The 24,200-nt window shown below is 74.1% G+C and carries 19 protein-coding genes; 9 read left to right on the top strand and 10 right to left on the bottom strand.

Annotated elements, in window-relative coordinates; all coding sequences use genetic code 11:
* Positions 1-199: 199 nt before the first annotated feature.
* The 3 genes from VGH76_RS25310 to VGH76_RS25300 form a co-directional block, all read right to left on the bottom strand.
* The gene (locus VGH76_RS25310; protein WP_331559533.1) at positions 200-3,514 is read right to left on the bottom strand and encodes a glycosyltransferase family 2 protein; all 3,315 of its coding nucleotides are present in this window, start codon (positions 3,512-3,514) and stop codon (positions 200-202) included.
* Positions 3,515-3,844: 330 nt separating this feature from the next.
* Entirely contained in the window at positions 3,845-4,390 is a 546-nt protein-coding gene (locus VGH76_RS25305) for a metallophosphoesterase (RefSeq protein WP_331559532.1), read from the bottom strand.
* A gap of 14 nt (positions 4,391-4,404) precedes the next feature.
* Positions 4,405-4,809, bottom strand: coding sequence for an SRPBCC family protein (locus tag VGH76_RS25300; protein WP_331559531.1), 405 nt, complete (start codon positions 4,807-4,809; stop codon positions 4,405-4,407).
* Between the two features lie 96 nt (positions 4,810-4,905).
* On the opposite strand from VGH76_RS25300, the gene VGH76_RS25295 reads away from it, so the two are divergent.
* Both VGH76_RS25295 and VGH76_RS25290 read left to right on the top strand, forming a co-directional pair.
* Positions 4,906-6,261, top strand: coding sequence for a cytochrome P450 (locus tag VGH76_RS25295; protein ID WP_331559530.1), 1,356 nt, complete (start codon positions 4,906-4,908; stop codon positions 6,259-6,261).
* Between the two features lie 283 nt (positions 6,262-6,544).
* Positions 6,545-7,369, top strand: a complete 825-nt coding sequence (locus tag VGH76_RS25290; protein WP_331559529.1) for a DUF1707 domain-containing protein — start codon at positions 6,545-6,547, stop codon at positions 7,367-7,369.
* A 15-nt stretch (positions 7,370-7,384) separates the two neighbouring features.
* Here the strand turns inward: VGH76_RS25290 and VGH76_RS25285 are convergent, their stop codons facing one another.
* Together VGH76_RS25285 and VGH76_RS25280 are read right to left on the bottom strand one after the other, a co-directional pair.
* On the bottom strand, positions 7,385-8,608 hold the full coding sequence (locus VGH76_RS25285) for an acyl-CoA dehydrogenase family protein (protein WP_331559528.1): 1,224 nt from the start codon (positions 8,606-8,608) through the stop codon (positions 7,385-7,387).
* 99 nt (positions 8,609-8,707) lie between these two features.
* A complete protein-coding gene (locus VGH76_RS25280) occupies positions 8,708-8,863 on the bottom strand; it encodes a hypothetical protein (RefSeq protein WP_331559527.1) in 156 nt (51 codons plus the stop codon).
* Between the two features lie 267 nt (positions 8,864-9,130).
* Here VGH76_RS25280 and VGH76_RS25275 point away from each other — a divergent pair, with 267 nt between their 5' ends.
* Positions 9,131-9,475, top strand: coding sequence for an alcohol dehydrogenase catalytic domain-containing protein (locus VGH76_RS25275; protein WP_331559526.1), 345 nt, complete (start codon positions 9,131-9,133; stop codon positions 9,473-9,475).
* A 30-nt stretch (positions 9,476-9,505) separates the two neighbouring features.
* Here the strand turns inward: VGH76_RS25275 and VGH76_RS25270 are convergent, their stop codons facing one another.
* Positions 9,506-10,705 (bottom strand): acyl-CoA dehydrogenase family protein, encoded by a 1,200-nt coding sequence (locus VGH76_RS25270; protein WP_331559525.1) that lies wholly within the window; start codon positions 10,703-10,705, stop codon positions 9,506-9,508.
* Positions 10,706-10,739: 34 nt separating this feature from the next.
* The gene (locus tag VGH76_RS25265) at positions 10,740-11,279 is read right to left on the bottom strand and encodes an SCP2 sterol-binding domain-containing protein (RefSeq protein WP_331559524.1); all 540 of its coding nucleotides are present in this window, start codon (positions 11,277-11,279) and stop codon (positions 10,740-10,742) included.
* A 91-nt stretch (positions 11,280-11,370) separates the two neighbouring features.
* Here VGH76_RS25265 and VGH76_RS25260 point away from each other — a divergent pair, with 91 nt between their 5' ends.
* From VGH76_RS25260 to VGH76_RS25240, 5 genes are all read left to right on the top strand, one after another.
* Positions 11,371-12,003 carry a TetR/AcrR family transcriptional regulator gene (locus VGH76_RS25260; RefSeq protein WP_331559523.1) on the top strand — a complete coding sequence of 211 codons (633 nt, stop codon included), beginning with the start codon at positions 11,371-11,373 and terminating at the stop codon, positions 12,001-12,003.
* A 164-nt stretch (positions 12,004-12,167) separates the two neighbouring features.
* Positions 12,168-13,358 (top strand): ATP-binding protein, encoded by a 1,191-nt coding sequence (locus tag VGH76_RS25255; RefSeq protein ID WP_331559522.1) that lies wholly within the window; start codon positions 12,168-12,170, stop codon positions 13,356-13,358.
* 235 nt (positions 13,359-13,593) lie between these two features.
* Complete coding sequence (locus tag VGH76_RS25250; protein ID WP_331559521.1) at positions 13,594-13,920, top strand: co-chaperone GroES; 327 nt, start codon at positions 13,594-13,596, stop codon at positions 13,918-13,920.
* Complete coding sequence (locus VGH76_RS25245) at positions 13,917-15,881, top strand: VanW family protein (protein WP_331559520.1); 1,965 nt, start codon at positions 13,917-13,919, stop codon at positions 15,879-15,881. Before VGH76_RS25250 ends, VGH76_RS25245 begins: the two co-directional genes overlap by 4 nt.
* Positions 15,878-16,747, top strand: coding sequence for a DUF1206 domain-containing protein (locus VGH76_RS25240; protein ID WP_331559519.1), 870 nt, complete (start codon positions 15,878-15,880; stop codon positions 16,745-16,747). Before VGH76_RS25245 ends, VGH76_RS25240 begins: the two co-directional genes overlap by 4 nt.
* 70 nt (positions 16,748-16,817) lie before the next feature.
* Here the strand turns inward: VGH76_RS25240 and argG are convergent, their stop codons facing one another.
* Positions 16,818-18,233, bottom strand: coding sequence for an argininosuccinate synthase (gene argG, locus VGH76_RS25235; protein ID WP_331559518.1), 1,416 nt, complete (start codon positions 18,231-18,233; stop codon positions 16,818-16,820).
* Between the two features lie 120 nt (positions 18,234-18,353).
* A complete protein-coding gene (locus VGH76_RS25230; RefSeq protein ID WP_331559517.1) occupies positions 18,354-20,213 on the bottom strand; it encodes an acyl-CoA dehydrogenase in 1,860 nt (619 codons plus the stop codon).
* A gap of 189 nt (positions 20,214-20,402) precedes the next feature.
* Here VGH76_RS25230 and VGH76_RS25225 point away from each other — a divergent pair, with 189 nt between their 5' ends.
* Positions 20,403-22,835, top strand: a complete 2,433-nt coding sequence (locus VGH76_RS25225) for an FUSC family protein (protein WP_331559516.1) — start codon at positions 20,403-20,405, stop codon at positions 22,833-22,835.
* On the opposite strand, the gene VGH76_RS25220 is transcribed toward VGH76_RS25225, so the two are convergent.
* Positions 22,778-24,058: a D-arabinono-1,4-lactone oxidase gene (locus VGH76_RS25220; protein ID WP_331559515.1), complete on the bottom strand. Its 1,281-nt coding sequence runs from the start codon at positions 24,056-24,058 to the stop codon at positions 22,778-22,780. The genes VGH76_RS25225 and VGH76_RS25220 overlap by 58 nt on opposite strands.
* Between the last annotated feature and the right edge of the window lie 142 nt (positions 24,059-24,200).

Genomic DNA, 24,200 nt, shown 5'->3' with positions numbered 1-24,200 from the left:
CCCCCGGTGTTCCTCGCGACCGCTCCCGATGCCGGGCCGGCCTCGTCGCGGCCAAGAGTCCCATCCGGCCGGATGTGACCCGTTCGCACCCCGGTCCTCACCGTGCTCCCACACCCGGGGCAGGAGCCGAACGGACCCGAGGCCTCCGCGTGCGCCGTCGCCGTGGATCGATCCGCGCCGGATCGATCCTCGCGGCGACTCAGCTGGCCTCGGTCTGCTCCGGCTCCCGGGTCCGCCGCGCCGCCCCGTCGCTGCGCGCCGCCGCGACGGCGGGCGCCACGGCCGCCAGCGCGACCACGCGCACCGCGACCGTCGACGCGTGCAGGGACCGTTCGGCGGTGGACATCCCGTCGCCGTCGTCCGATCCGTCGGACGACGGTGCGGGCGCGGCCGGCGTCGGCCGGGGTCGCGCCGACGGCGAGGGCCGGCCCGCGAGCGTGCCCGTCCCCGTCGCCGGTGACGAGGGCGCGACGCCGTCCTCGGGCGTGCCGCCGGCGACGGCGGCACGGTCCGGGGCGGCCGCGCCGTCCGCGGCCGCACGGCCGTTGGCCGCCGCGCGGGACCGCCGCTCCAGCGGGGCGATCTCGTTGCGGTGGACCGCGGTGGTGCGGACGGCCTGCTCGGGCCGCGACTCCGACGGCGCGCCGGGCGCACCGGCGGCCGGGGCCGCGTCGGCAGGCCCGGGCCGCGGACGGGCCTCGGGGCGCGGAGCCGGGCTCGGGCCGGGCGTGGGCCGACCGTTCTCGGTCCGGGGTGCCGGCTCGCCGGGCCGCGGCGCGTCGGGACCCTCGGGGCGCGCGCCCTCCGTGGTCGGGGTGGGCCGGAGGGGCCGGCTGCGGCGGACGGGCCGCGGAGCGGGCGTGGGACGCCCGCCCTCGGCCTGCCCGCCGGCGTCGGCGGCCGGACGTTCCCCGGGCTGGGCCGGGGCCTGGGTCCGGGTGGGGTCGGCCGGTGCCGGGCCGGGGCGGGGCGACGGGCTCGGGCGCGGGCCGGCCGGGCGCGGCCCGCCGGGACCGAGGGCCGCGGCGCCGCCTGGAGCCGCCGGCTGACCGGCCGCGGGGGGCTGACCCTTCGCGGCCTGGCCGTTCGCCGGGGCCTGGCCCTTCGCCGGGGCCTGGCCGTTCGCCGGGACCTGGCCGTTCGCGGGCTGACCGGCAGCCGGCTGGCCCGGACCCGCCTGGCCGATCACGGACTGACCGTGAGCAAGGGGCTGGCCGTTCACGGGCTGGCCGGGTCGCGGGGCCCCCGGCCGACCGGGTCCACCCGGACCGGGCGCGGGCAGGGCGTGCCCGTTACCGGCGACGGTGGGCGGCGGGACCGGGGTCCCGTTCGGGGGCGCGCCGGCCGGGCGGGGACGGGGCTCGCCGGGCGCCGGCACGGGGCGCGGCCGCAGCCCGTTCGCCCGCGGACCCGGCGACGGCGGGTCAGCGCGCCGCACCTCGGTCTCGGGAGCCTGCTCGCCGTCGCGGACCCACCCGCGCGGGAGCGGCTGGTAGCGGTCGCCGGACGTGACGTCGCGCGGGGGCCGGGGCCCGGCAGGACCCTCGGGCCGGACCGCCGTCGTCGGGGAGTCGACACCGCCCCCGCCGGCAGCACCCGCCCCCACGGTGGCCGGGACCCCGGTGCGGACCCAGCCGTCGGGGAGGCGGTCCGCGATGGGCGAGCGGAACGGCGCGGAGTCCGGCCCCTGCGCGATGAGCGCGTCGAGCGCGGCGCGCTGCAGGGACTCGGTGGTGATGCCCGTGCGCCCGGTCGCGGTGCGCGGGCCCTCGGCGGTGAGGACCGGCTGGCGCCCGACGACCCGCTCGATGATCCACAGCGTGGGCGGCGCGAGACAGGCGCACAGCGCCACGACGGGCCACAGGAGCACCGCCGGGGCCGCGTAGCCCATGACGATCGACGCCACGATGGCCGCCACCAGCACCAGCGCCCACTGGAGGTGTCGCCGGAACGTCAGGACGTGGTCCGCGGTGGACGAGAGCCCCTTGGGCGTGACCACGAACCGGGCCGGCAGCCGGAGCAGCGTCGCGATCAGCGACGCCGCGAAGATCGGCGATGCGTAGATCGACATCAGCATGCCCTTGACGCCGGAGGAGCCCTCGGCCTCGTAGGGGCTGACGTTGTAGCGCCGGTTGCGCAGGTAGACCCAGAGCTGGAAGGCGGTGGCGTCGATGTAGAGCGCCAGCCACAGCTGCACCGGCACGACGACGCCCTGGACGCCCAGCGAGAGGAACAGCACGGCGTTGACCGCGCCGAGGATCCAGCCGATCGCCATCGACGGGTAGAACGTCGTGATCAGGCAGTAGTGCAGCGCGCGCCCCGGCGAGAGCAGTGGCAGACGCCGCCAGAACTCGGTGAGCAGCACCTCGAACGTGCCCCGCGACCAGCGCATCTGCTGGGAGAAGAAGTCGCCCCACGACGACGGGCCCTCACCGACGGCCAGGACGTCGGGGGTGTACACCGACTTCCAGCGGGCCCCGGACTGCGGGTTGCGCCGCGTGTGGAACTTCAGGCCGGTCGCCATGTCCTCGGTGACCGAGTCCGACAGGCCGCCGATGCCCTTGAGGGCGCTGATGCGGATCGCGTTGTTCGTCCCGACCAGCATCGCGGCGTTGTAGCGGTTCGCGGCCCGCTGGATCAGCGAGTGGAACGGGAACTGCTGGGACTCCGCGGCCCGCGTCACGAACGTCTCGTCGTTGGCGTAGCACTGCGGCCCGACGACGAAGGAGACGTCCTGGTCCCGGAAGTACCCGAGGATGCGCTCGGCGTAGTTCGGCAGCGGGACGTGGTCCGGGTCGACCGACAGGAAGATCTCGTAGGAGTCCCCGTGCTCGGCGACCCAGGCGTTGTAGTTCCCGTGCTTGGTCTTCGCCTTGAAGGGGCCCTTCTTGCGGTTGTACTTCTCGGTCCCCTTGCGGGTGAAGTGGTTGACCCCGAGCTCGCGGCACATCGCGCGGACCGCCGGGTCGTCACCCTCGTCGAGGATCCAGACGTCGAGGATGCCCTGGTAGCGGATGCGGAGCGCGGCCTGCAGGGTGCCGCGGACCACGTCGATCGGCTCCTTGCTCGGCACGATCGTCGTCAGGAACGCGATCCGCTGGTTGGGCGCCGGAGGGACCGGCACCGGGTCGCGGGAGATCACCGAGGCCAACGACAGCGAGAAGACGTTGATCAGCCGCAGCAGCTCCATGAGACCGATCGAGCCGATGACGACCCAGTTCGCGTACTGCGCGATCACCGGGCCGGTCACCGGCGGCCGGTGCGAGGGGTGGAGCAGCCACAGGAAGAAGAGGGCTTCGAAGGCGAAGTTCAGTGCCGCGACGGCGAGCGAGCGCCACACGCGGCCACGTCCGTGGACGGCCTCGACACCGCGGTAGGACACCCGGTAGTCGGAGCCGTCGCCGTCCAGCTCGCGGATCGGTCCCGCCAGCTGCGAGAACTCCTGGATGCGACGACCGACGACGAGTTCACTCTCGTCGACCTCGTCGGCAGGTCTCTCGGCAAGAAGCGTCATCGGGCCGTTTCGTCTCGATGGCAGGGGTCGCGCGGCCGTTTCCGTGCGTCCCTCGTCCTCGTGGCGTCGTGCATCGTTGCCCGGGTCTCCCGGGTACGGAGACGACTGCCGTCCTCCCGTCGGTGTCCTGGTCGGGCCGGTCAGTGCGGTGCACCGTCGTACTGCGTGTCGACGTGACGGGGGAACGGTACGGGCATCACTGACCGTGCTCATGAAGGGGGACGGTCAGGACCACCCGACGTTGCTCGTGATCGTCGGAAACCGGGCAGAACGGTCGTCCCGCACCTCTCGGGCCGCCCGCGTCGTGATCCGGACCCTCACCGGTGGTGATCAGCGACGACGCGCCGGGGCACGCTGCGGGAGGTCGTGTCGCTCGATCGTGAGCGCGCCCCCGACGACGCGGCCCGTCATGAACGTGGCGAAGGGCTGGCGGCGCCGGTCGGTCGGCGAGCCGGGGTTGAGCAGCCGCACGCCGCCCGGCGTCGTGGAGTCCCACGGGATGTGGCTGTGGCCGAAGACCAGGACGTCCGCCGGGTCGTCCGAACCCGGACCGAACCACTCCTCACAGCGACGCTCGCGACCCCGGGCGTCGCCGGTCTCGTGCACGACGGCGAGTCGCAGGCCGCCGATCTCGGCCCGGGCCACCTCGGGCAGGCGGGCGCGCAGCTCGTCGCCGTCGTTGTTGCCCCAGCACGCGACCAAACGCGACGAGCGGGCCTCGAAGGCGTCGAGCGCGGCGGGCTCGGTCCAGTCGCCGGCGTGCACGACGACGTCCGCCGACTCGACCGACGCCCAGACCTCGTCGGGGATCTCCCTGGCGCGCGAGGGCAGGTGGGTGTCCGCCACCAGCACCAGGCGCGTGACCTCCTCGCCCATGGTCCGGCCCGCCGTCAGCCGCGCAGGGCCCGCGCGTGCGGGCCCACGTGGGCGTGGAGGGCGATGAACGCGACCGGCGTGTAGGGCGCGACGACGAGCGCCGGCCCCTCGGTCACCAGCCACGACCGCGTGCCGTCGCCGTCGGGCTCCACCCCGTGGTGCAGCACCAACCGCACCGGGCCCACCCGAACCTGCCACGACCAGGTCCGGGCCGCCTCGTCGACGGCGAGCACCTCGAACGGCACGTGCACCACGCCCGCGGCGCGCACGGTGCCGGTCAGCCCCGGCTCGAGGCGGCTCCGCGGGGCGGTGACCCCGCTGATCTGGGGCGCCCAGCCCGGCCACCGGTCGAGGTCGGCGTAGCGCTCCCAGGCCTCGTCGGGGTCGACGGGCCCGCGGGCGGAGACAGAGGTGCGCACAGGACCGGGAGTACCCGCCGACCGTGGCTCGACGCGTCACACCGCTGATCGGTACAGTCCCGTACCAGTTCGCGCGTCGTGATCGGGAGGTCGGGTATGCCAGCTGACGGGCCGGGACGGGTGCGCAGCACGGTGCGGTGGGCGGCCACGCACGGGCTCATGCGGGCAGCGATCCGGCGCCAGGCGCGCCACGGCAACCCCGATGCCGCGCTCCTGCTCGATCCCGACCTGCAGGGCGACCCGTTCGCCCACTACGAGCGGCTGCGCGAGCACCGGCCCTTCGCGCGCGGGGCGTTCTCCCGGGTGAGCGTGCACCACGACGTGTGCACCGAGGTGCTGCGCAGCGAGGACTTCGGGGTCGCCGACCGTGACGCGGCCATGCCGGCGGCGGTGCGGCTCGCGCTGCGCCTCGCGGGCCCACCGCCCTACCCGGGCCCGATCGACCCGCCGTCGATGCTCGCGGTCGACGCGCCGGACCACACCCGGTACCGGCGGCTGGTCACCCGCGCCTTCACCGCGCGCCGCGTGGCGGCGCTGCGGGGGCGCACCGAGGAGATCTCCGCCGGGCTCCTCGACTCCCTCGCCGACGACGACGGCCGGTCGGTCGACCTGGTGGCGCGCTACGCGAGCCTGCTCCCGGTCACCGTGATCTCGGAGATGCTGGGCGTCCCCACGACGATGCGCGAGCAGTTCCTCGCGTGGGGCGACGGGGCCGCCGCCTCGCTCGATCTCGGGCTGCCGCGCGACCGGTGGTCCCTGGTCCAGAGCAACGTGGCCGCCCTGCACCGGTGGATGACCGGGCACCTGCGCCGGCTGCGCGAGGAGCCGGGCGACGACCTGCTCTCCCAGCTCGTCACGGTGGCCGACGACGACGGGCGTGGCCTGACCGAGCACGAGCTGGTCTCCACGGCGCTGCTGGTGCTCGCCGCGGGCTTCGAGACGACGGTGAACCTCATCGGGAACGGCTCCCGGCTGCTCTTCGACCACCCCGACCAGCGGGAGCGGCTCGCGGCCGACCCATCGCTGTGGCCGACTGCCGTCGACGAGATGCTCCGCGTCGAGTCCCCGGTGTCGCGCACCGCGCGCCGCGCCCGCGGGGACACCGAGGTGGCCGGCCAGGAGATCCCCGCGGGGTCCCTGGTCGTGACGGTGCTCGCCGGCGCGAACCGGGATCCCGACGTCTTCCCGGAGCCCGCGGTGTTCGACGTCGGGCGGGAGAACGCGCGCGACCACGTCGCCTTCTCGAGCGGCATCCACTACTGCCTCGGGGCCGCGCTCGCCCGCATGGAGGGCGAGGTCGCGCTGCGGGCGCTCTTCGAGCGGTACCCCGACCTGGCGCCGGCGGGTGCGGCGCGGCGTCGGCCGACCCGCATCCTGCGCGGCTACGAGGCGATGCCGGTCCTGCCCGGGCCCGCGCGCCGGGAGCCGGCCACCTCCGGCGTCGGGAGCTGATCTCGTCCGCCGAGTGGACCCCCCGGAGTCCCCGCGGCAGCCGTGCGGGTCCCCTCGACGTGGCAGTCGGTCTCGTATCGCCGTCCCCCGGGATCTGTTGACCGCGTCACGGGGATCGGGGCGCCTACCGACGTCGAATCTCGTCGTCTTCCCGCGTATCGCGAAAACCTGAGACAGGGCTAGAGCGCCCGATCGGACCCCCGGCACGGCCTTGCGGGCTCGGGGTGGAGTTCAGGGTCCGACCCGGAGGTCCGACGCCCCGGACGACGGCAGGCTCTCGGGCATGACCGACGAGGACCGGCGCGAGCAGGCGCCCACCCCCAGCTCCGCCGAGGCCGAGACCTCCGCGGCCATCCCCGGACCCGCGACCACCACGCCCCCGGCGAGCGCCGCCGGCGCCGAGACCGTCGCGCCGGCCCCGTCGTCGGGACCCGAGGAGCCGGCCGACCGCACCGGCGACCTGCCGCCGACCCCGGCCGACCTCCCCGTCGACCACGACGACCGGGAGCACATCGTCGGGCTGCTGCAGGCCGCGGTCTCGCGGGGGCTGCTCGACACCCTCGAGTTCGACCGCCGCTCCGGGCTCGCCACCACCGCGCGCGCCCGCCGCGAGCTCAACGCGCTCGTCGTCGACCTGCCGCTCGAGCACCCCGACCGCGCCCGCGCCCGGACCGCCGCCGAGTCCCGGCAGACCCGGACGACCGCCGCCCCGCCGCCCGACGAGACCCGCGCCGCCTACTCCGCCGGCGACACCAGCGGCACCGTCGCCCTCCACGCGCGGATGGGATCGGTCAAGCGGGCCGGGGCTTGGGCGGTGCCGCGCCGACTGGAGATCGACGGGTGGCTCGGGTCGGCGGAGCTCGACCTGACCGAGGCCGTGATCGACCACGAGGTGGTCGAGTTCGACGTCGACATGACCCTCGGCTCGGTGGAGCTGCGCCTGCCCGACTCCGCCAGCGCCTCCCTCGACGCGGTCAGCGTCACCGCGGGCAGCGTGGAGGACAAGCGTCGCCAGGGACGCGCCTCCGGCCGGCCGCACGTGGTGGTCACCGGCAAGGTCGCCTTCGGCTCGGTCGAGGTGAAGGGGCCGAAGTGGTGGAAGGGCTGAGGCGCCCCGCGCGGCTCAGGTGAACGCGCTGAGGCCCGTGATCTCCCGGCCCACGATGAGCGTCTGCATCGTCTCGGTGCCCTCGAAGGTGTGCACCGACTCGATGTCGGCCATGTGCCGCATCACGTGGTTGTCGAGCAGGATGCCGTTGCCACCGAGCAGGTCCCGGGCCTCGGAGAGGATCCAGCGGGCCTTGCGCGTGTTGTTCATCTTGGCGAGCCCGGCGATCGTCGGGCCCAGCTTGCCCTCCTGGGCGAGGTGGGCGATCTGCATGCAGTAGAGCTGCATGCCGGTGAGCTCGGCGAGCATCCGGACCAGCCGCTCCTGGACGATCTGGAAGCCCGCGAGCGGCTTGCCGAACTGGTGGCGCTCCATCGCGTAGCGCAGCGCGGCGTCGTAGCCGGCGGTCGCGTGGCCGAGCGCGAGCCAGGCGCACGTCCCGCGGGTGGTGGCGAGCAGCCGGGTGGTGTCGGCGAAGCTCTCCGCGCCGGGCAACCGGTCGGCCTCGGGGACGCGGACGCCGTCGAGGTCGATGTCGGCCTGCCACACCGAGCGCATCGAGCCCTTGCGCGGGATGACGCTGGCCGAGTAGCCGGGCGTCGAGGTGTCCACGACGAACCCGAGGACCTTCTCCGAGTCGACGTCGCGGGCCCACACGACGGTGCGCCCGGCGATGCTGCCGTTGCCGATCCAGCGCTTCGCGCCGTCGATCACCCAGTCCGAGCCGTCGCGACGGGCCGTGGTCTCCAGCGCGACCGAGTCGGAGCCGTGGCCCGGCTCGGTGAGCGCGAACGCGCCGACGACGTCGAGGCGGGACATCGCCGGGAGGAAGCGCTCCTTCTGCTCCTCGGAGCCCAGCGCGTCGATCGTCTTCATCGCGAGCCCGGAGTGGACGACGACGAAGACCGCGAGGCTGCCGTCGCCGCGGGCGAGCTCCATGTTGACCAGGCCCGACGTCAGCGGGTCGAGCCCGGCACCGCCGTGGGAGGCGACGTCGTCACCGATGACGCCCAGGTCGGCGGCCTGGCGGATGAGGTCCCACGACATCTCCGCGGCGTCCCAGGCGGCGGGGGCGGCCGGCAGCACCTCGTGGTCGACGAACCGCCGTACCGCCATGAACGTGTCCCACTGCTGCGGGGTGAACCGGTCGCGCACCGAGAAGAAGTCGGTGCCCAGGGCCTCGGTCAGCTCCTCGGGCACGCCCGACGGATCGGCGGCGAGCGAGGTGTCGACGGCCATCGGTCCTCCTGCGGGTCGGGCGCTTGGATGAGCTGTGCCCGCCGTCACGAACCGGCAATCCCCTGGGCCCGAACAGGCTCCTGGACCGGTGCCGGACCCTCACCCCGGGGGCGAGCCGTGGTCGTCGCGCGGAGTCTGCGCGACCGGCACGGCGATCTCGTTGCGGCGCCGGAAGGGCAGGGTCCACGGCGGGTCGTAGAACCACGCCACCGGCTCCCCGACGACGTCGACGCCGTGGTCGCCCAGGGTCGTCACGAGTTCGTCGGTCCGGGCGAGGGTGTCGACGGCCCGGTGCGGTCGTCGCCGACTACCCGCGGTGTGGCACCGGCGTCGCCCTCCGAGCCGAGTGGGCGCTGGTCGGGGTCGGGCCGTCGGCGCCGGCTCCGGAAGGAGGCGCGGAGACGTGCACGACGAGGCCACGATGACCGCGGCCGTCCTCAGCGCGTTCGGTGGACCGGAGGTCCTCGTCGTGCGCCACGACGTTCCGGTTCCGGTCCCGGGGGGGAGCAGATCCGGGTCCGAGTGAGCGCCGCGGCCCTCGACAACACCGACGTGCGGACCCGCGAAGGGGCGTACGGCACCGCCGAGGACCCCGACGCACCGGCGGGGTGGCTCGGCCCGATCGCGTTCCCGCGCATCCAGGGCGGAGACGTCGCCGGCGTCGTCGACGCCAGCGGCTCGGACGTGGCGCCGGACCTGGTCGGGCGTCGGGTGCTCGTCGACTCCGCCCGCGTCCACGACGTCACCGAGTCGCCGCTCACCGACCAGCAGCTGGCCTGTCTCCCCATCGCGTCCGGGACGGCCATGGGCAGTTCCTGCGCCGCGAGAGGTGCGCTTCGCGCTCGTGAGCACTTTCCGTCGCTATAACGACGGAAAGTGCTCACGAGCCGCAGGCACCTACGCGATGTGCCGCCCGGAGATGGAGCGGGCGATCACGAGCTGCTGGATCTGCTCGGTGCCCTCGAAGATGTCGTAGATCTTCGAGTCGCGGTGCATACGCTCCACCGGGTGCTCGCGGGAGTAGCCGGCGCCGCCGAGTATCTGGATCGCGCGCTCCGTCGCCCACACCGCGGTACGGCCGGCCTTGAGCTTGGACATCGAGCCCTCGCCCGCCTCGAACGGCACCCCGTTGCGCCCCATCCAGGCGGCCCGCCAGACGAGCATCCGGGCCGCGTCGATCTCGGTCTTCATGTCGGCGAGGGTGAAGGCGATCGACTGGTTGTCGATGATGGGCCGGCCGAACGTCTCCCGGCCCTTCGCGTACTCCAGCGCATACTCGTAGGCCGCGCGGGCGATCCCGACGGCCTGCGCCCCGACCGTCGGGCGAGAGAGCTCGAAGGTCTGCATCGCCGCCGAGCCCTTCGACTTCTGGCCCTCGCGCGCCCGCGCGACCCGCTCGTCGAGCTTGTCCTTGCCCCCCAGCAGGCAGGAGCCGGGGACGACGACGTCGTCGAGGAAGACGTCCGCGGTGTGCGAGGCGCGCAGCCCCATCTTCTTGATCTTGCGGGTCGACTCCAGGCCCGGGGTCCCGGGGGGCACGACGAACGCGGCCTGCCCGCGGCTGCCCAGTGACGGGTCGACGACGGCCTGCACCACGTGGATGTTCGCGATCCCGCCGTTGGTCGCCCACGCCTTCTGGCCGGAGAGCGTCCACTGGTCCTTGGCCTCGTCGTAGACGGCCTTGGTCCGCATCGCCGAGACGTCCGAGCCCGACTCCGGCTCCGAGGAGCAGAAGGCCCCGACCTTGACGTCGTCGGCGTCGCCGTAGCACTGCGGGATGAACTCGACCATCTGCTCGGGCGTGCCCGAGGCGAAGATGCCCGCGACGGCGAGCGTGGTCCCGAAGATCGCCATGCCGATGCCGCCGTCGCCCCAGAAGAGCTCCTCATTGACGATCGGCAGCGACAGGCCGGTCTCGTCACCCCAGAAGGAGGCGAGCGTCTCGAAGTTGTAGAGCTCGATCTTCGCGGCCTCCTGCAGTACCGGCCACGGCGTCTCCTCGCGCTCGTCCCACTCGTGCGCCGCCGGGCGGATGACCTCCTCGGCGAAGCCGTGCGCCCAGTCGCGCAGGTCGGTGTGGTCCTCGGACAGTTCCATCGAGAAAGCCATGGTGAACGCCCTTCAGGACTCGTCAGGCGGAGGGGATCGTGAACATCTTCTGCAGGGCCGTCGCGAACCCGACGTCGCCGGAGACCTTGAGCTTGCGGGTCATGAACAGCGTGATCGGGTTCGCGTTGTTCGTGACCACCTTGAGGAACTCCGTGCCGTTCATGAACAGCTCGGTGCGGGGCTCCTCGTCGAGGCTCGTCGAGACGGCGCAGGTGCCGTGCTGCATTGCGGTCTGGTAGTCGTCGCTGCCCCCGCCCGGGGCACCGGTGACGTGCCAGTGCACGACCTGGCGCTTCGCGCTCGACCCGGACGACGAGTAGAACTCGCTCATCCGCCCGAAGATCGCGTCGATCACGGGGCGGCGGGCGTCGGAGGTCATCACGGCCTCGAGCTGGGACTTGCTCGCGCCCTTGACCAGCCGCGCGAAGACCGAGGCGTCCACGGTCGTCGCGCTCTCCGGCTCGGCCAGCGCGTCGCGCATGGTCGCCACCAGGTCGTCCTCGGACAGCGTCTTCAGGTCGACGCTGCGACCCAGCTCGTTCACGTCGATCTTCTCGGTCACGGCCTTCTCTCCAGCATCGTCGTCAGGGATTGCGGTACCAGCGGTCCCGCCAACGTTCGTTACTTTACGCGGTAGTAGATAGGATGCAAGCGTGACCCCGACCGCTCGCCGCCGCCTCGCGCCCGAGGTCCGTCGCCGCCAGGTGCTCGACGCGGCGATCGCGGTGTTCTCCGAGGAGGGGCTGCACGGCGCCTCGATGGACGCGATCGCCACCCGGGCCGGCGTGTCCAAGCCGCTCGTCTACGCGCACGGCGGCACCAAGGACGAGCTGTTCGCCGCGTGCCTCGCCCGCGAGGCCGACCGCCTGATGACGGCGATGACGGCCGCCGTGGGCACCGGCGGTGCGACGGGTCCCGGCGACGTCGAGGGCCGGCTCTTCCGCGCGCTGCGCGCCTTCTTCCACGCGGTGACCACGCACCGCCAGGGCTGGAGGGTGCTCTACCGCCAGGCCTCCACCGGGGAGTTCGCCGGCCAGGTCGACGCGGCGCGGCGGGGGATCGTCGGGCGCGCCGCCGAGCTCCTCGCCCCCGAGCTCGGCGGATCCGTCGAGGCCGCCGAGCCGATCGCGCACACCCTGGTCGGGGCCGCGGAGGGCCTCACCGACTGGTGGCTGGGCACCGAGCACCCCGCCACCGAGGAGGCGCCGGCGGACGTCCTCGCCCGCATGCTCACCGCGATCGTCTGGCCGGGCCTCGATGCGCTGCGCCGGGACCTCGGTGGTTGATCGGCCGGCAGTTCCGAGTGCCCGGCCTCGCCCGGATCGCGCCGTATCCGGCCGTCTAGCTCCCGGGCTAGACGCCCGTAGAGCTCCCGATCGGGCGACACGCCGATCGGCGTTTCTCGCGATGTATCCGGTGATCGCTAGACGGGCCCATACTCTCCGAGGGCATGGACCCGGTGCGCAATCCGTTCGCCCCCGGCGCCGGTCAACGCCCGCCGGAGCTGGCCGGGCGCGACCGGGAGCTCGACGCGTTCGACGTCGTGCTCGAGCGGGTGGCCCGCGGACGCCCGGAGCGCAGCCTGGTGCTCACCGGCCTGCGCGGGGTCGGCAAGACCGTGCTGCTGGGCGAGCTGCGGTCGATGGCGGTCCGCGCCGGCTGGGGCGCCGGCAAGATCGAGGCCCGTCCCGACGCCGACCTGCGCCGCCCGCTGGCGGCCGCCCTGCACCGGGCGGTGCGCGACCTCGCGGTCCGCCACCGCGCCCCGGACCGCGTCGAGGAGACCCTCGGCGTCCTCAAGGCCTTCGCGCTCCGGGCGACCCCCTCCGACGCCAAGCTCAAGGACCGCTGGCAGCCGGGCATCGACGCCCCCGTCGCGCACGGCAGGGCCGATTCCGGGGACATCGAGATCGACCTCGTCGAGCTGTTCGGGGTGGTGGCCGAGCTCGCGGCCGACGTCGGGGTCGGGGTCGCCCTGCTCATCGACGAGATGCAGGACCTGCGGGTCGACGACGTCTCGGCCCTCTGCGCCGCGTGCCACGAGCTCTCCCAATCCGGCGCGCCGCTCGTCGTCGTCGGGGCGGGCCTGCCGCACCTGCCCGCGGTGCTGTCCGCCTCGAAGTCCTACTCCGAGCGGCTGTTCCGCTACGTGCGCATCGGCCAGCTGGACCGCGCCGACGCCGACTTCGCGCTCACCGCCCCGGCCGAGCGCGAGGACGCGAAGCTGACCCAGGAGGCGCTCGACGCGCTCTACGAGGTCTCCGGCGGCTACCCGTACTTCGTGCAGGCCTACGGCAAGGCGGCTTGGGACGCCGCGGTGCAGAGCCCGATCGACGCCGAGGACGTGCGGGTCGCCGCCCCGGACGCCGGCGCGGAGCTCGCGGTCGGCTTCTTCGGCTCCCGCTACGAGCGCGCCACCCCGGCCGAGCGGGAGTACCTGCAGGGGATGGCCGAGCTCGCCGAGGGCTCCGACGACCCGGTGCTGACCTCCGCCCTGGCCAAGCACCTCGGCAAGCGGGCGTCGTCGCTCTCCCCCGCCCGGGACAGCCTGCTGCGCAAGGGCCTGGTGTTCTCCGCCGAGCGCGGCTGGATCGCGTTCACCGTGCCGCACTTCGGACGCTTCCTGCTCGGGCGCCACTGACCCACCCGGAGGCCGCCCGTCCGGCACGGAGCGTGGCCCTCGACGCGCTTCTGCGCCGGCCGGGTGAACCTGTCCGGGCGGGTAACGAACGCCGGGCCCGGGACGACACACACCACGAGCCCCGTGGCGCTGCCGGACCCCCGACCTGGCAGAGCCACGGGGCTTCTTCATGTCCGGCCCCGGCGGCGGCCGACCGGCGGATCGGGCGATCCGGCCCTCCCCGTACGATTCCGGCGTGTCGGACCCCCGGCTGGAAATTCAGATGCTGCACGACCGCGTGCTCGTCTCGCCGGCACCCGGCGAGGGCGAGCGTCGCAGCACCGGCGGCATCGTGATCCCGGCGACCGCGTCGGTCTCGAAGCGGCTCGCGTGGGGCGAGGTCCACGGCACGGGGAACCACGTCCGGACCGTCCGGGTCGGGGACCGCGTCCTCTACGGACCCGACGAGCACGCCGAGGTGGAGATCGACGGCCGGACCTTCGTGGTCATGCGCGAGCGCGACGTGCACGCCGTGGCCACCGCCACCACCGAGTCGACGAGCGGGACGGGGCTCTACCTGTGACGACTCCTCCGAATCCGGACGGGCCCTCGGGCGCCACCCGGACCGAGGGCGACCTGTTCGACGACGACGCGACGCGGTCGCTCGACGCCGAGCCCGAGCGGGATCCGGACGTCGAGGCGACGGTCCAGCTGCCCCCGGTCGACGCTCCGCACGCACCGTCGCCGTCCGACGAGGACGGTGGCGACGCCGCCCGCGGGAGCAGGCTCACCCGCACCCGGACGCTGATCGGTGGCGGCGCCGTCGTCGGGCTGCTCGTGCTGCTCTACGTCGTCGACCTCCTCGTCTCGGCCACCGACGTCCCGCGCGGGGTGACCGTGGGCGGCGTCGAGGTCGGCGGTATGAACCGGCTCGCCGCCGAGGGCGCGCTGCGCGACGAGCTCGGCCCGCGCGTCGCGCGCCCGATCACCCTCGTCGCCGGCAGCGGGCCGGACGCCGCCACCACGGCCCTCGACCCGCGCGCCGCCGGGCTCGACCTCGACGTGGACGCCACCATCGACCAGGCCGGCGAGCAGCCGCTGAATCCATTGACCCGGCTCGCGTCCTTCTTCTCCGACCGCGACGTCCCCCCGGTCAGCAAGGGCAACCCGGTCGCCGTCGGGCAGGCGCTCGACCGCGCGCGGCCCCAGCTGGACCGGCCCTCGATCGAAGGCACCATCCGCTTCGACGGGGGCCGTCCGGTGCCGGTGCCCTCCGACCCCGGCCACGTCGTCGACGCCGCGGCCGCACCCGGCGTCGTGCTCGAGCACTGGCTCGACGCGGCGCCGGTCGCGCTGCCGGTGACGCCGCAGCCGGTGTCGGTCACCCAGGACGGCCTCGACACCGCGATGCGCGAGGTGGCCCAGCCCGCGGTCGCCGGGCCGGCGTACGTCGTCGGGGACGGCCGCAACGCCACGCTCTCCCCCACCGAGATCGGCACCTTCCTCCGGTTCGACCCCGACGGGTCCGGCGGCCTGCGGCCCCGGATCGACGTACCGGTGGCGCAGGGCGTCGTCGACCGCGACCTCGGGTCGACGGAGGCAGAGCCCCAGGACGCGTCGTTCACCTTCACCGGGGCGGCCGCGACCGTCGTCCCCGCGGTCACCGGGCGGCAGATCGACTACCCGAAGACCTTCTCTGGCCTCGTCGACGCCCTCGCCGAGCCGGCCGACGCGGCCCCGCCGACGACGTTCACCCCGCCGCCGGTCCCGCCCGGCGGTACCCCCGCGCCGCCGCCGCCCGCCACGGGCCGGGCGGTGAACGCGATCTACACGACGACGCCGCCGAAGGTCACCACCGAGGCGCTGCAGGCCCTCGGCCCGGCCACGGTGATCGGCGAGTTCCAGACCAACGGGTTCGCCGCGGACTCCGGGGAGAACATCAAGCGGGTCGCCGACCAGGTCGACGGCGCGACGGTGAAGCCCGGCGACACCTTCAGCCTCAACGGGTTCACCGGCCCGCGCGAGGCCGCGCAGGGCTACGTCGAGGCCGGGATCATCGAGGACGGCGTGCCGGCCCGGGGCATCGGCGGCGGCATCTCGCAGTTCGCGACGACGCTCTACAACGCCAGCTACTTCGCCGGCCTCGAGGAGGTCGAGCACAAGGAGCACAGCTACTACATCAGCCGCTACCCCGCGGGACGCGAGGCCACCGTCTTCGAGGGCGCGATCGACCTGAAGTTCCGCAACGACGGCGACACCCCCGTCCTCATCCGGACGCAGTGGACGCCGTCGTCGGTCAAGGTGCAGATCTACGGGCAGAAGCGCTACGACGTCACGTCCCAGACCGGGCCGCGCACCAACCCGATCCCTCCGGGCACCAAGGACCTCGGCACCAATCCCAAGTGCAAGCCCGGCAAGGGCGTCGGCGGCTTCACCATCGCCGACACGCGGGTACTCGAGGACGTGAAGACCGGCCAGACGCGCAGCGAGCCCCGGACGGTGCACTACGAGCCCGAGCCGGAGATCACCTGCAACGCGAAGTGAGCGACGGCGAGGGCCGGGCCGCCCACGCCGCGCGGGAGGTGCGCGGCGAGGTCGCCGACCTCGGGCACGACGGCGAGGGCGAGGCACCGTCCCGCGGGGTCGAGCTGCTCGGGAGAGTCGGCCTGGTCGGCTACGGGATCGTGCACCTGCTCGTCGGGGTGATCGCGGTGCGGGTCGCGCTCGGGAGACAGCCCGGGCAGGCCGACCAGCAGGGCGCCCTCGCGACCATCGCGGCCGAGCCGCTCGGGCTGGTCCTGATCGGCGTGATCGTGCTCGGGCTCGTGGCGTTCGGGATCTGGCACGGGCACGCGGCGATCACCGGCTTCCGCTGGACCTCGGGGTGGGACCGGACGCAGAAGCGCATCGGGTCGGGCGCCCGGGCGCTCGCGGTGCTCGGCGTCGCGACGGTCGGGGTGCGGCTGCTCGTCACCGGGTCGTCGGGCTCCAGCACCGGCGGCTCGCGGCAGGCCACGGCCGATCTGCTGGTGCTGCCCGCCGGGCGGGTGCTGGTCGGGCTCGTCGGCGTCGTCGTGCTCATCGCCGCGATCGCGACCTGTTGGACCGGCGTGCGGCGCGACTTCCTCGAGGAGCTGGACCGCTCCCGGTTGCCGGCGTGGCTGCGGACGCCGTTCGTGTGGGTGGGCGTCGCGGGCCACGTGCTGCGGGCGGTGGCCTTCGGGGTGATGGCCGTGCTGTTCGGGGCGGCGGCGCTGACCGCGGACCCGCGTCGGGCGGGCGGGCTCGACGCCGCGCTGAAGACGCTCGCCGAGCAGCCCTTCGGCCCGTTCCTGCTGATCGTCGTGGCCGTCGGGTTCGTGTCGTTCGGGCTCTACCTGTTCGGAGAGGCCCGGGCGCGGCGGATATAGGTGGCCTACGGCCTCGTGAGCACTTTCGGGGGCTATAGCCCCCGAAAGTGCTCACATGCGCGGAGCGCACCTAGTCGGTCCCGCTCTCCATCGCCGCCCGGTCGAGGGCGGACTCGTCGACCTCCTCGCCCTCGCCGCGGCCGGCGATCTGGCCGGCCCGGCCGGGCTCGATCTCCCCGACGAATGCCGCCTGCCCGGTGAGCTGGCCCATCGCGGCGTACTGCTCGAGCTTCTCGCGGGAATCGGCGATGTCGAGGTTGCGCATCGTCAGCTGCCCGATGCGGTCCACCGGGCCGAACGCCGCGTCCTCGGTGCGCTCCATGGAGAGCTTGGCGGGGTGGTAGGAGAGCGTCGGGCCCGCCGTCCGCAGGATCGAGTAGTCCTCGCCGCGGCGCAGGCGCAGGGTCACCTCGCCGGTGATCGTGCTCCCGATCCACCGGGTCAGGCTCTCGCGCAGCATGATCGACTGCGGGTCGAGCCAGCGGCCCTCGTAGAGCAGCCGGCCCAGGCGGCGGCCCTCGGCGTGGTAGTTCGCGATCGTGTCCTCGTTGTGGATCGCGTTGAGCAGCCGCTCGTAGGCGATGTGGAGAAGGGCCATGCCCGGCGCCTCGTAGATGCCCCGGCTCTTGGCCTCGATGATCCGGTTCTCGATCTGGTCGGACATGCCCAGGCCGTGGCGCCCGCCGACGGCGTTCGCCTCGATCACCAGCGCGACGTGGTCGTCGAAGCGCTGCCCGTCGATCGCGACCGGGTAGCCCTGCTCGAAGCGGATCGTGACGTCCTCGGGCTCGATCGTCACCGACGGGTCCCAGAAGCGGACGCCCATGATCGGGTCGACGATCTCCAGCGACTCGTCGAGGTGCTCGAGGGTCTTCGCCTCGTGCGTGGCGCCCCAGATGTTGGCGTCGGTGGAGTACGCCTTCTCCTTGCTGGCGCGGTAGGGCAGGTCGTGCTCGGTGAGCCACTGCGACATCTCGGCCCGGCCGCCGAGCTCGTCGACGAAGGCCGCGTCGAGCCACGGCTTGTAGATCCGCAGCTTCGGGTTGGCCAGCAGGCCGTAGCGGTAGAACCGCTCGATGTCGTTGCCCTTGTATGTCGAGCCGTCGCCCCAGATCGAGACGCCGTCGGACTGCATGGCCCGCACGAGCAGCGTGCCGGTCACGGCGCGGCCCAGCGGGGTGGTGTTGAAGTAGACCCGGCTGCCGGAGCGGATGTGGAAGGCGCCGCACTGCAGCGCGACCAGGCCCTCCTCGACCAGCGGACCCCGGCAGTCGACCAGGCGGGCGATCTCGGCGCCGTACTGCTTCGCGCGGTCGGGGAGCGTGCCCATCTCGTCCTCGTCGTACTGACCGAGGTCGGCCGAGTAGGCGCAGGGCATAGCGCCGTGCTCGCGCATCCACGCGACCGCGACCGACGTGTCCAGTCCGCCGGAGAACGCGATCCCGATCCGCTCGCCGTCCGGGAGACTGGTCAGCACCTTCGACACGCGCGTGAACCTATCTCCCGGGGCGTTGTGACCCGGGGATCACCCGTCCCCGGAAAGACCCGAACGGCCCGCTCGCTGCGGTGGGAGCAGCGAACGGGCCGTTCGTCCCGGGAGCCGGGGTCAGAAGGCGGCGACGTCCAGGTCCATGATCGCGTTGTCGGCGCCGTCGACGACGGCCCGGCGGGCGGTCAGCTCCGGCAGGACGGTGCGGGCGAAGAAGCACGCCACGGCGACCTTGCCCTCGTAGAACGCGGTGTCCCGGCCCGCGGATCCGCCGTCGAGCGCCGCGATCGCGACCTCGGCGCCGCGCAGCAGCAGGTAGCCGATGAGCATGTCGCCCACGCTCAGCAGGAAGCTCACCGCGTGCTGACCCACCTTGTAGAGGTTGGTGACGTCCTCCTGCGACGAGGTCAGGAAGCCGATCATCGTGCCGAGCATGCCCTGCACGTTGGCGAGTGCGGTCGCGAGGAACGCGCGCTCCTCCTTCAGGCGGCCGTTGCCGCCCTCGGAGTCGAGGAAGCCCTGGATCAGCCCGGCCACGTGCATCAGCGCCTGGCCGTTGTCCTTGACGATCTTGCGGAAGAAGAAGTCCTGCGCCTGGATCGCCGTGGTGCCCTCGTAGAGCGAGTCGATCTTGGCGTCGCGGATGTACTGCTCGATCGGGTAGTCCTGCAGGTAGCCCGAGCCGCCCAGGGTCTGCAGCGCGATCGTCAGCTTCTCGTAGGCCCGCTCGGAGCCGACGCCCTTGACGATCGGCAGCAGCAGGTCGTTGACCTTCTCGGCCAGGGCCACGTCCTCGGCGGAGACGTCGCCGGCCGCGGCGTCCGGGGCCTCGCCCAGGCGCACCGTGTCCTGGTAGGTCGCGGTGAACGCGTAGGTGGCGCGCAGGCCCTCGGCGTAGGCCTTCTGCAGCATGAGGCCGCGGCGCACGTCGGGGTGGTTGGTGATCGGCACCCGCGGGGCGGCCTTGTTGGTCTGCTGGGTGAGGTCGGCGCCCTGGATGCGCTCCTTGGCGTACTCGAGGGCGTTGAGGTAGCCCGTCGAGAGGGTGCCGATGGCCTTCGTACCGACCATCATCCGGGCGTACTCGATGACCTGGAACATCTGCGCGATGCCGTCGTGCACGTCGCCGAGCAGGTAGCCGGTGGCCGGGGTGCCGTGCGCGCCGAAGGTCAGCTCGCAGGTCGCGGAGGCGTTGAGCCCCATCTTGTGCTCGACGTTGGTCACGTAGACGCCGTTGCGCTCGCCCGGCTCGCCGGTCTCCGGGTCGAAGTGGAACTTCGGGACGAGGAAGAGTGAGAGGCCCTTGGTGCCCTGCTTCGCGCCCTCGGGGCGGGCGAGCACCAGGTGCAGGATGTTCTCGACGAGGCCGTCGGAGTCGGCGGAGGTGATGAAGCGCTTGACGCCCTCGATCGACCAGGTGCCGTCACCGTTGTCCCTGGCCTTCGTCCGGCCGGCGCCCACGTCGGAGCCGGCGTCGGGCTCGGTGAGCACCATCGTCGCGCTCCACGCCCGATCGACCATGACCTGCGCCCAGTGCTTCTGCTGCTCGGTGCCGTTGCGGTAGATCACCGAGGCGAAGTTCGGGCCGGTCATGTACATGAACACCGGGGCGTTGGCGCCGAGGATCATCTCCGCGGCCGACCACTGCACCGAGGGCGGCACGCCCATCCCGCCGATGGCGTTGTCGGCCGAGAGGCGCCACCACTCGGCGTCCCACATGGCGCGGTAGGACTTCTTGATGCCCTCGTCGAGGTGCGCGGTGTGGGTCTGGGGGTCGAAACGGACCGGGTTGCGGTCACCGGACTCGTAGGACGCGGCGAGCGGGCCCTCCGCGAGCGCGGCGGCCTCGTGGAGCAGGGCGCGCGCCGTCTCCTCGTCGGTCTCGGCGAACGGGCCGGTCCCGAAGTGCTCCTGCACGCGCAGCAGCTCGAAGAGGGTGAATTCGATGTCGCGGACGTTGGCGCGGTAGTGACTCATCCGGATCTCGCTCCGTCTCGAAGGTCCGCGCCCCGGCGGGCGCACGAGCCGGCTCGTACCGGCGGGTAACCCCAGAGTATTACCGGGTGGTAACCCTGTCGAGGGTGGCCCTGGCGCCTCGCCGGGACACCCCGTCGGGCCCGGCGACGTGGGACACTCCCGTCCCGGACGAGGGCGGAGGGCGGGACGGTGCGGCTGGCGACGACGCGGGCGCTGGAGTCCCTGCGCACGCTGCTCGTCACCGCCGACCCGGGCCTGTCCCGGCTGCGGCTCGCCTCCGTCGCGGTGGCCTCGATGGCGCTCGCGGCCGGCCTGGTCGCGCTCGGCCGGGCGACCGTGCTCGCCGGGGAGCCGGTGACGATCGTGCTGTTCGCCGGCGTGCTCGCCATGATCTCCAACCTCGCGGTGAACGAGACCTCGCTGGCCCGCCAGCGCGTCACCACCGCGCTCATGGCGCTGCCGGCGTTCGCCTCGACGATCGCCGGCACGCTGCTCTCGCCGTACCGCCTCGTCGCCGACGTCGTCTTCGTCGCGGTCATGGTCGCCGCGGTCTACGTCCGGCGGTTCGGGCCGCGCGGGTTCGCGCTCGGCATGGGCGCCTTCATGCCGTTCTTCTTCACCCAGTTCCTCCAGGCCAAGCCGGCCCAGGTCCCCGCGCTCTGCCTGGCCGTCGTCGTGGGGCTGGGCTCGACCCTGCTCCTGCGCAGCGTGGTGTTCGCCGAGCGCCCGGAGCGCACGCTGCGCCGGCTGGTCGACGCCTTCCGCGCCCGCGCCCACGAGATGGTGCTGCGGGTCGACGACGTCCTCGCCGCGGCGCAGGCCGCCACCGGCGAGGGCACGCCCGGGCCCGGACGGTCCACCGGCGGCGAGCACGAGCAGGTCGGCGAGACCGTGCTGGAGCGGCTCTACCGCGCGCGGCGGCGGCTCAACGAGACCGCGTTGCTCGTCGAGGACCAGCTCGAGCGCACCAACGCCGAGCGGGTGTGGCCGGGGCTGGAGAACGACCTGCTCGCGCTGCGGGTCGTCGACGCCGAGCTCGGCCTGGAGCGGCTGGGGGTGGCGGTCCGGCGCCTGGCCCGCGCCGACGCCCCCGACACCGGCGAGCCCGACCAGCGGGCCACCCCGCTCGCGCTCACCGCGCTGCGCACCGGGGTCCTCCACCTCGGCCGTGCCCTCGAGCGCCGGGTCCCGCACCGGCGCGTCCTGGGCGAGCTGGCCGACGCGCGCGGCGCGGTGGCGGGCCTGGTCGCCGACACCCGACGCGGGCACGAGCGGATCCAGCGCGCCGCGTTCGCCGTCCGCCGCGTCGCGGACTCCGTGGAGTACGCCCAGCGCGACGCGCCCGCCCGTCCCGGCGAGCCGGTCACCCAGGGACTGGCCCTGCCCGGCGTGCCCCACCCGGCCTCGCCGGTCGCCGTGGCGGGCGAGGCCTCCGACGACGGCATCGGCCACGGACGCCCGGACGCCCCGGAGCCCGACGACGGGGCCGGCACCGGGCGTGAGCGGCGGGAGACGGGCCTGCTGCTCACCACCCGGCAGGCGGTCCAGGTGGGGGTCGGGACCACCCTGGCGCTCGTCGGCGGCGAGCTGCTCAGCCCGCAGCGGTGGTACTGGGCGGTGATCGCCGCGTTCGTCGTGTTCGCTAACACGAACAGCCGCGGCGACCTGCTCTCCCGCGGCTGGGGCCGCGTCGTCGGGACCGTGGGCGGGGTCGCGGCCGGCATGGGGCTCGCGGCGCTCACCTCGGGCCACGAGGTGGCGTCGCTGCTCCTGCTCTTCGCCTGCGCGTTCCTCGCGCTCTACCTGGTGCGGATCTCGCCGGGCATGCTCGCCTTCTGGATCACCGCGGTCCTCGCGCTGGTGTACGGGCTGATCGGCCTGTTCAGCGTGGAGACGCTCCTGCTGCGCATCGAGGAGACGCTGATCGGGGTGGTGGCGAGCGTCCTCGCGGCCTTCGTCGTGCTGCCCAAGGGCACGCGCGAGGCGTTCGGCGAGGCCACCGAGGCCTTCGTCGACGTCGCCGACGACGTCCTGTCCGGGGCGGTCGGCACGATCCTCGGGGACACCGTCGCCACCCCACCGCTGGACCGGGCGCGGGACATGGACACCGCCCTGGCGACGCTGCGTGCCCGCGCCCGGCCGCTGCTCGTCGACACCCCGCGACGGCGCGGGCGCTCCAGCCACCGGCGGGCGCTGCGGGTCGCCGTCGTCGTCGACCACTACGCCCGAGCGCTGGCCCGCACCGCCGCGGACCTCGGCCACGCCCCGGACCCCGGGTGGAGCCCGACGCTCGCCCCCGCCGCGACGGCGGTCCGGGCCAACCTCGACGGCCTGCGCGACGTCGTGGTGCGCGGTCGCCGCCGCTCGGACGGCGGCCGTGTCCTCGTCCACTCCGCCGAGGACCTCGTCGACCGCGCCGAGGCCTACGCCGCGCGCGGGCAGGACCCGCACCGCCGGCAGGACATGCTCGTCGTCACGCGCCTGCTGCGGCGCATCGACCAGGCGGTCGTGGCGCTCGCGGTCGACCTCGGCGCGGCGCAGGACGAGGAGGCCGACCAGGTCCGTCAGTCGTCGAGCAGCCGGGCGAGCGCCGGGTTGGTGAACACCCGGTCCGGGTCGTAGTCGTCGCGGACGCGCCGGAAGTCGGGCAGGCGCGGGTAGGCGCGGGCGACGTCCACGGCGGTGAAGTCGTGCCGCGTGCCCCAGTGCGGGCGGCCCTCGTGGGCGCGCAGCACCTCCGCGGCGCGGGCGAGGGCCGGGCCCGGATCGGTGCCGCGGGGGACGCGCACCGCGACCCAGCCGGTGGCCCGGCCGTGGGCGGGGTGCAGCCAGCCGGACTCCGCCGCGCCCAGCCGCATCCGCACCGGCAGCCCCGTCTCGAGCCCGTCGGCCAGCGCGGTGAGCAGGGCGCGCAGCCCGTCGGCCAGGGCCTCGCGCGGCAGCGCCCACTCGGTCTGCTCGTAGCGCACCGCGGGCGGGTCGGAGAGCACCCGGTACCCCGCACCCGTCGCCGAGACGGTGCGGGCCAGCCGGGAGGCGACCCGGTTCAGCGATGGCGCGAGACGCGGCACGGCGCGCTCGACGACGACGGCGCCGCCCAGCGCGGTCCGTCCGGTGGCCCCGGCGCTGGTCACCCCGACGGTGCGCTCCCGCGCCTCGCGGGGCTCGTCCTCCTCCTCGTCGGCCTCCTCGGGCTCCGGGTCGGCGGGGTCGACGTCGGCCCACCGGGCCACCGCGGTCGGGGCCGAGGGGAACAGGGCGGCCTCGGCGAGGTCGTGGGCGTCCCAGAAGCCGGGATCGAGCACCTCGTCCACCGACCGCGACGAGCGGGTGACCCGCACCGGCACGGCGGGGACGACGGCGAGCTCCACGTCGAGGACGACACCGAGGGCCCCCAGCCCGGTCCGGGCGGCGTCCAGGTCGGCGCGCGGGACGTCCCGGACGCGGCCGCGGCCGTCGACCAGCCGCATCCCGAGGACCGCCTCGGACAGCGACCCGCCGTCCGGGGCGCTGCCGTGGGCGCCGACCGCCAGCGCCCCGCCGACCGTGGGTCCGCGCAGGTCCAGCGGGACCCGCAGCGCGAGGCCGCGGTCGTCCAGCGCCTCCTGCAGGTCACCGATGGTCGTGCCGGCCCGGACGCGGACGGTGGCGTGGCCGCCGCGCCCGTCGGAGGAGACGGCCGTGATGCCGGAGAAGACGGAGGTGTCGAGGTGGACGCCGTCGGTGACGGCCAGGTCGGAGAAGCCGTGCCCGCCACCGACGGGGCGCACGGTGTGCCCGCGTTCCGCCGCCCGACGGACCACCCCGGCGACCCCGGCCTCGTCGAGCGGCCGGGCGGTCGCCACGGGCCGGCACCGTTGCCCGCCCGACCAGTTCGTCCACATCCCGGTCACCCTAGGACCCCGCACCGGCGCGTGCGGGGAGCTCGACACCGGTCCCGACACACCGCGGCCCGGGGTCGACGCCCTCGGCGTCGGCTCCGGGGCC

The organism is Actinomycetospora sp. (assembly GCF_036497585.1).
Classification (GTDB): domain Bacteria; phylum Actinomycetota; class Actinomycetes; order Mycobacteriales; family Pseudonocardiaceae; genus Actinomycetospora.
Note: the sequence above shows the minus strand (reverse complement) of the source record. Positions and strands in the feature narration are given on the sequence as shown.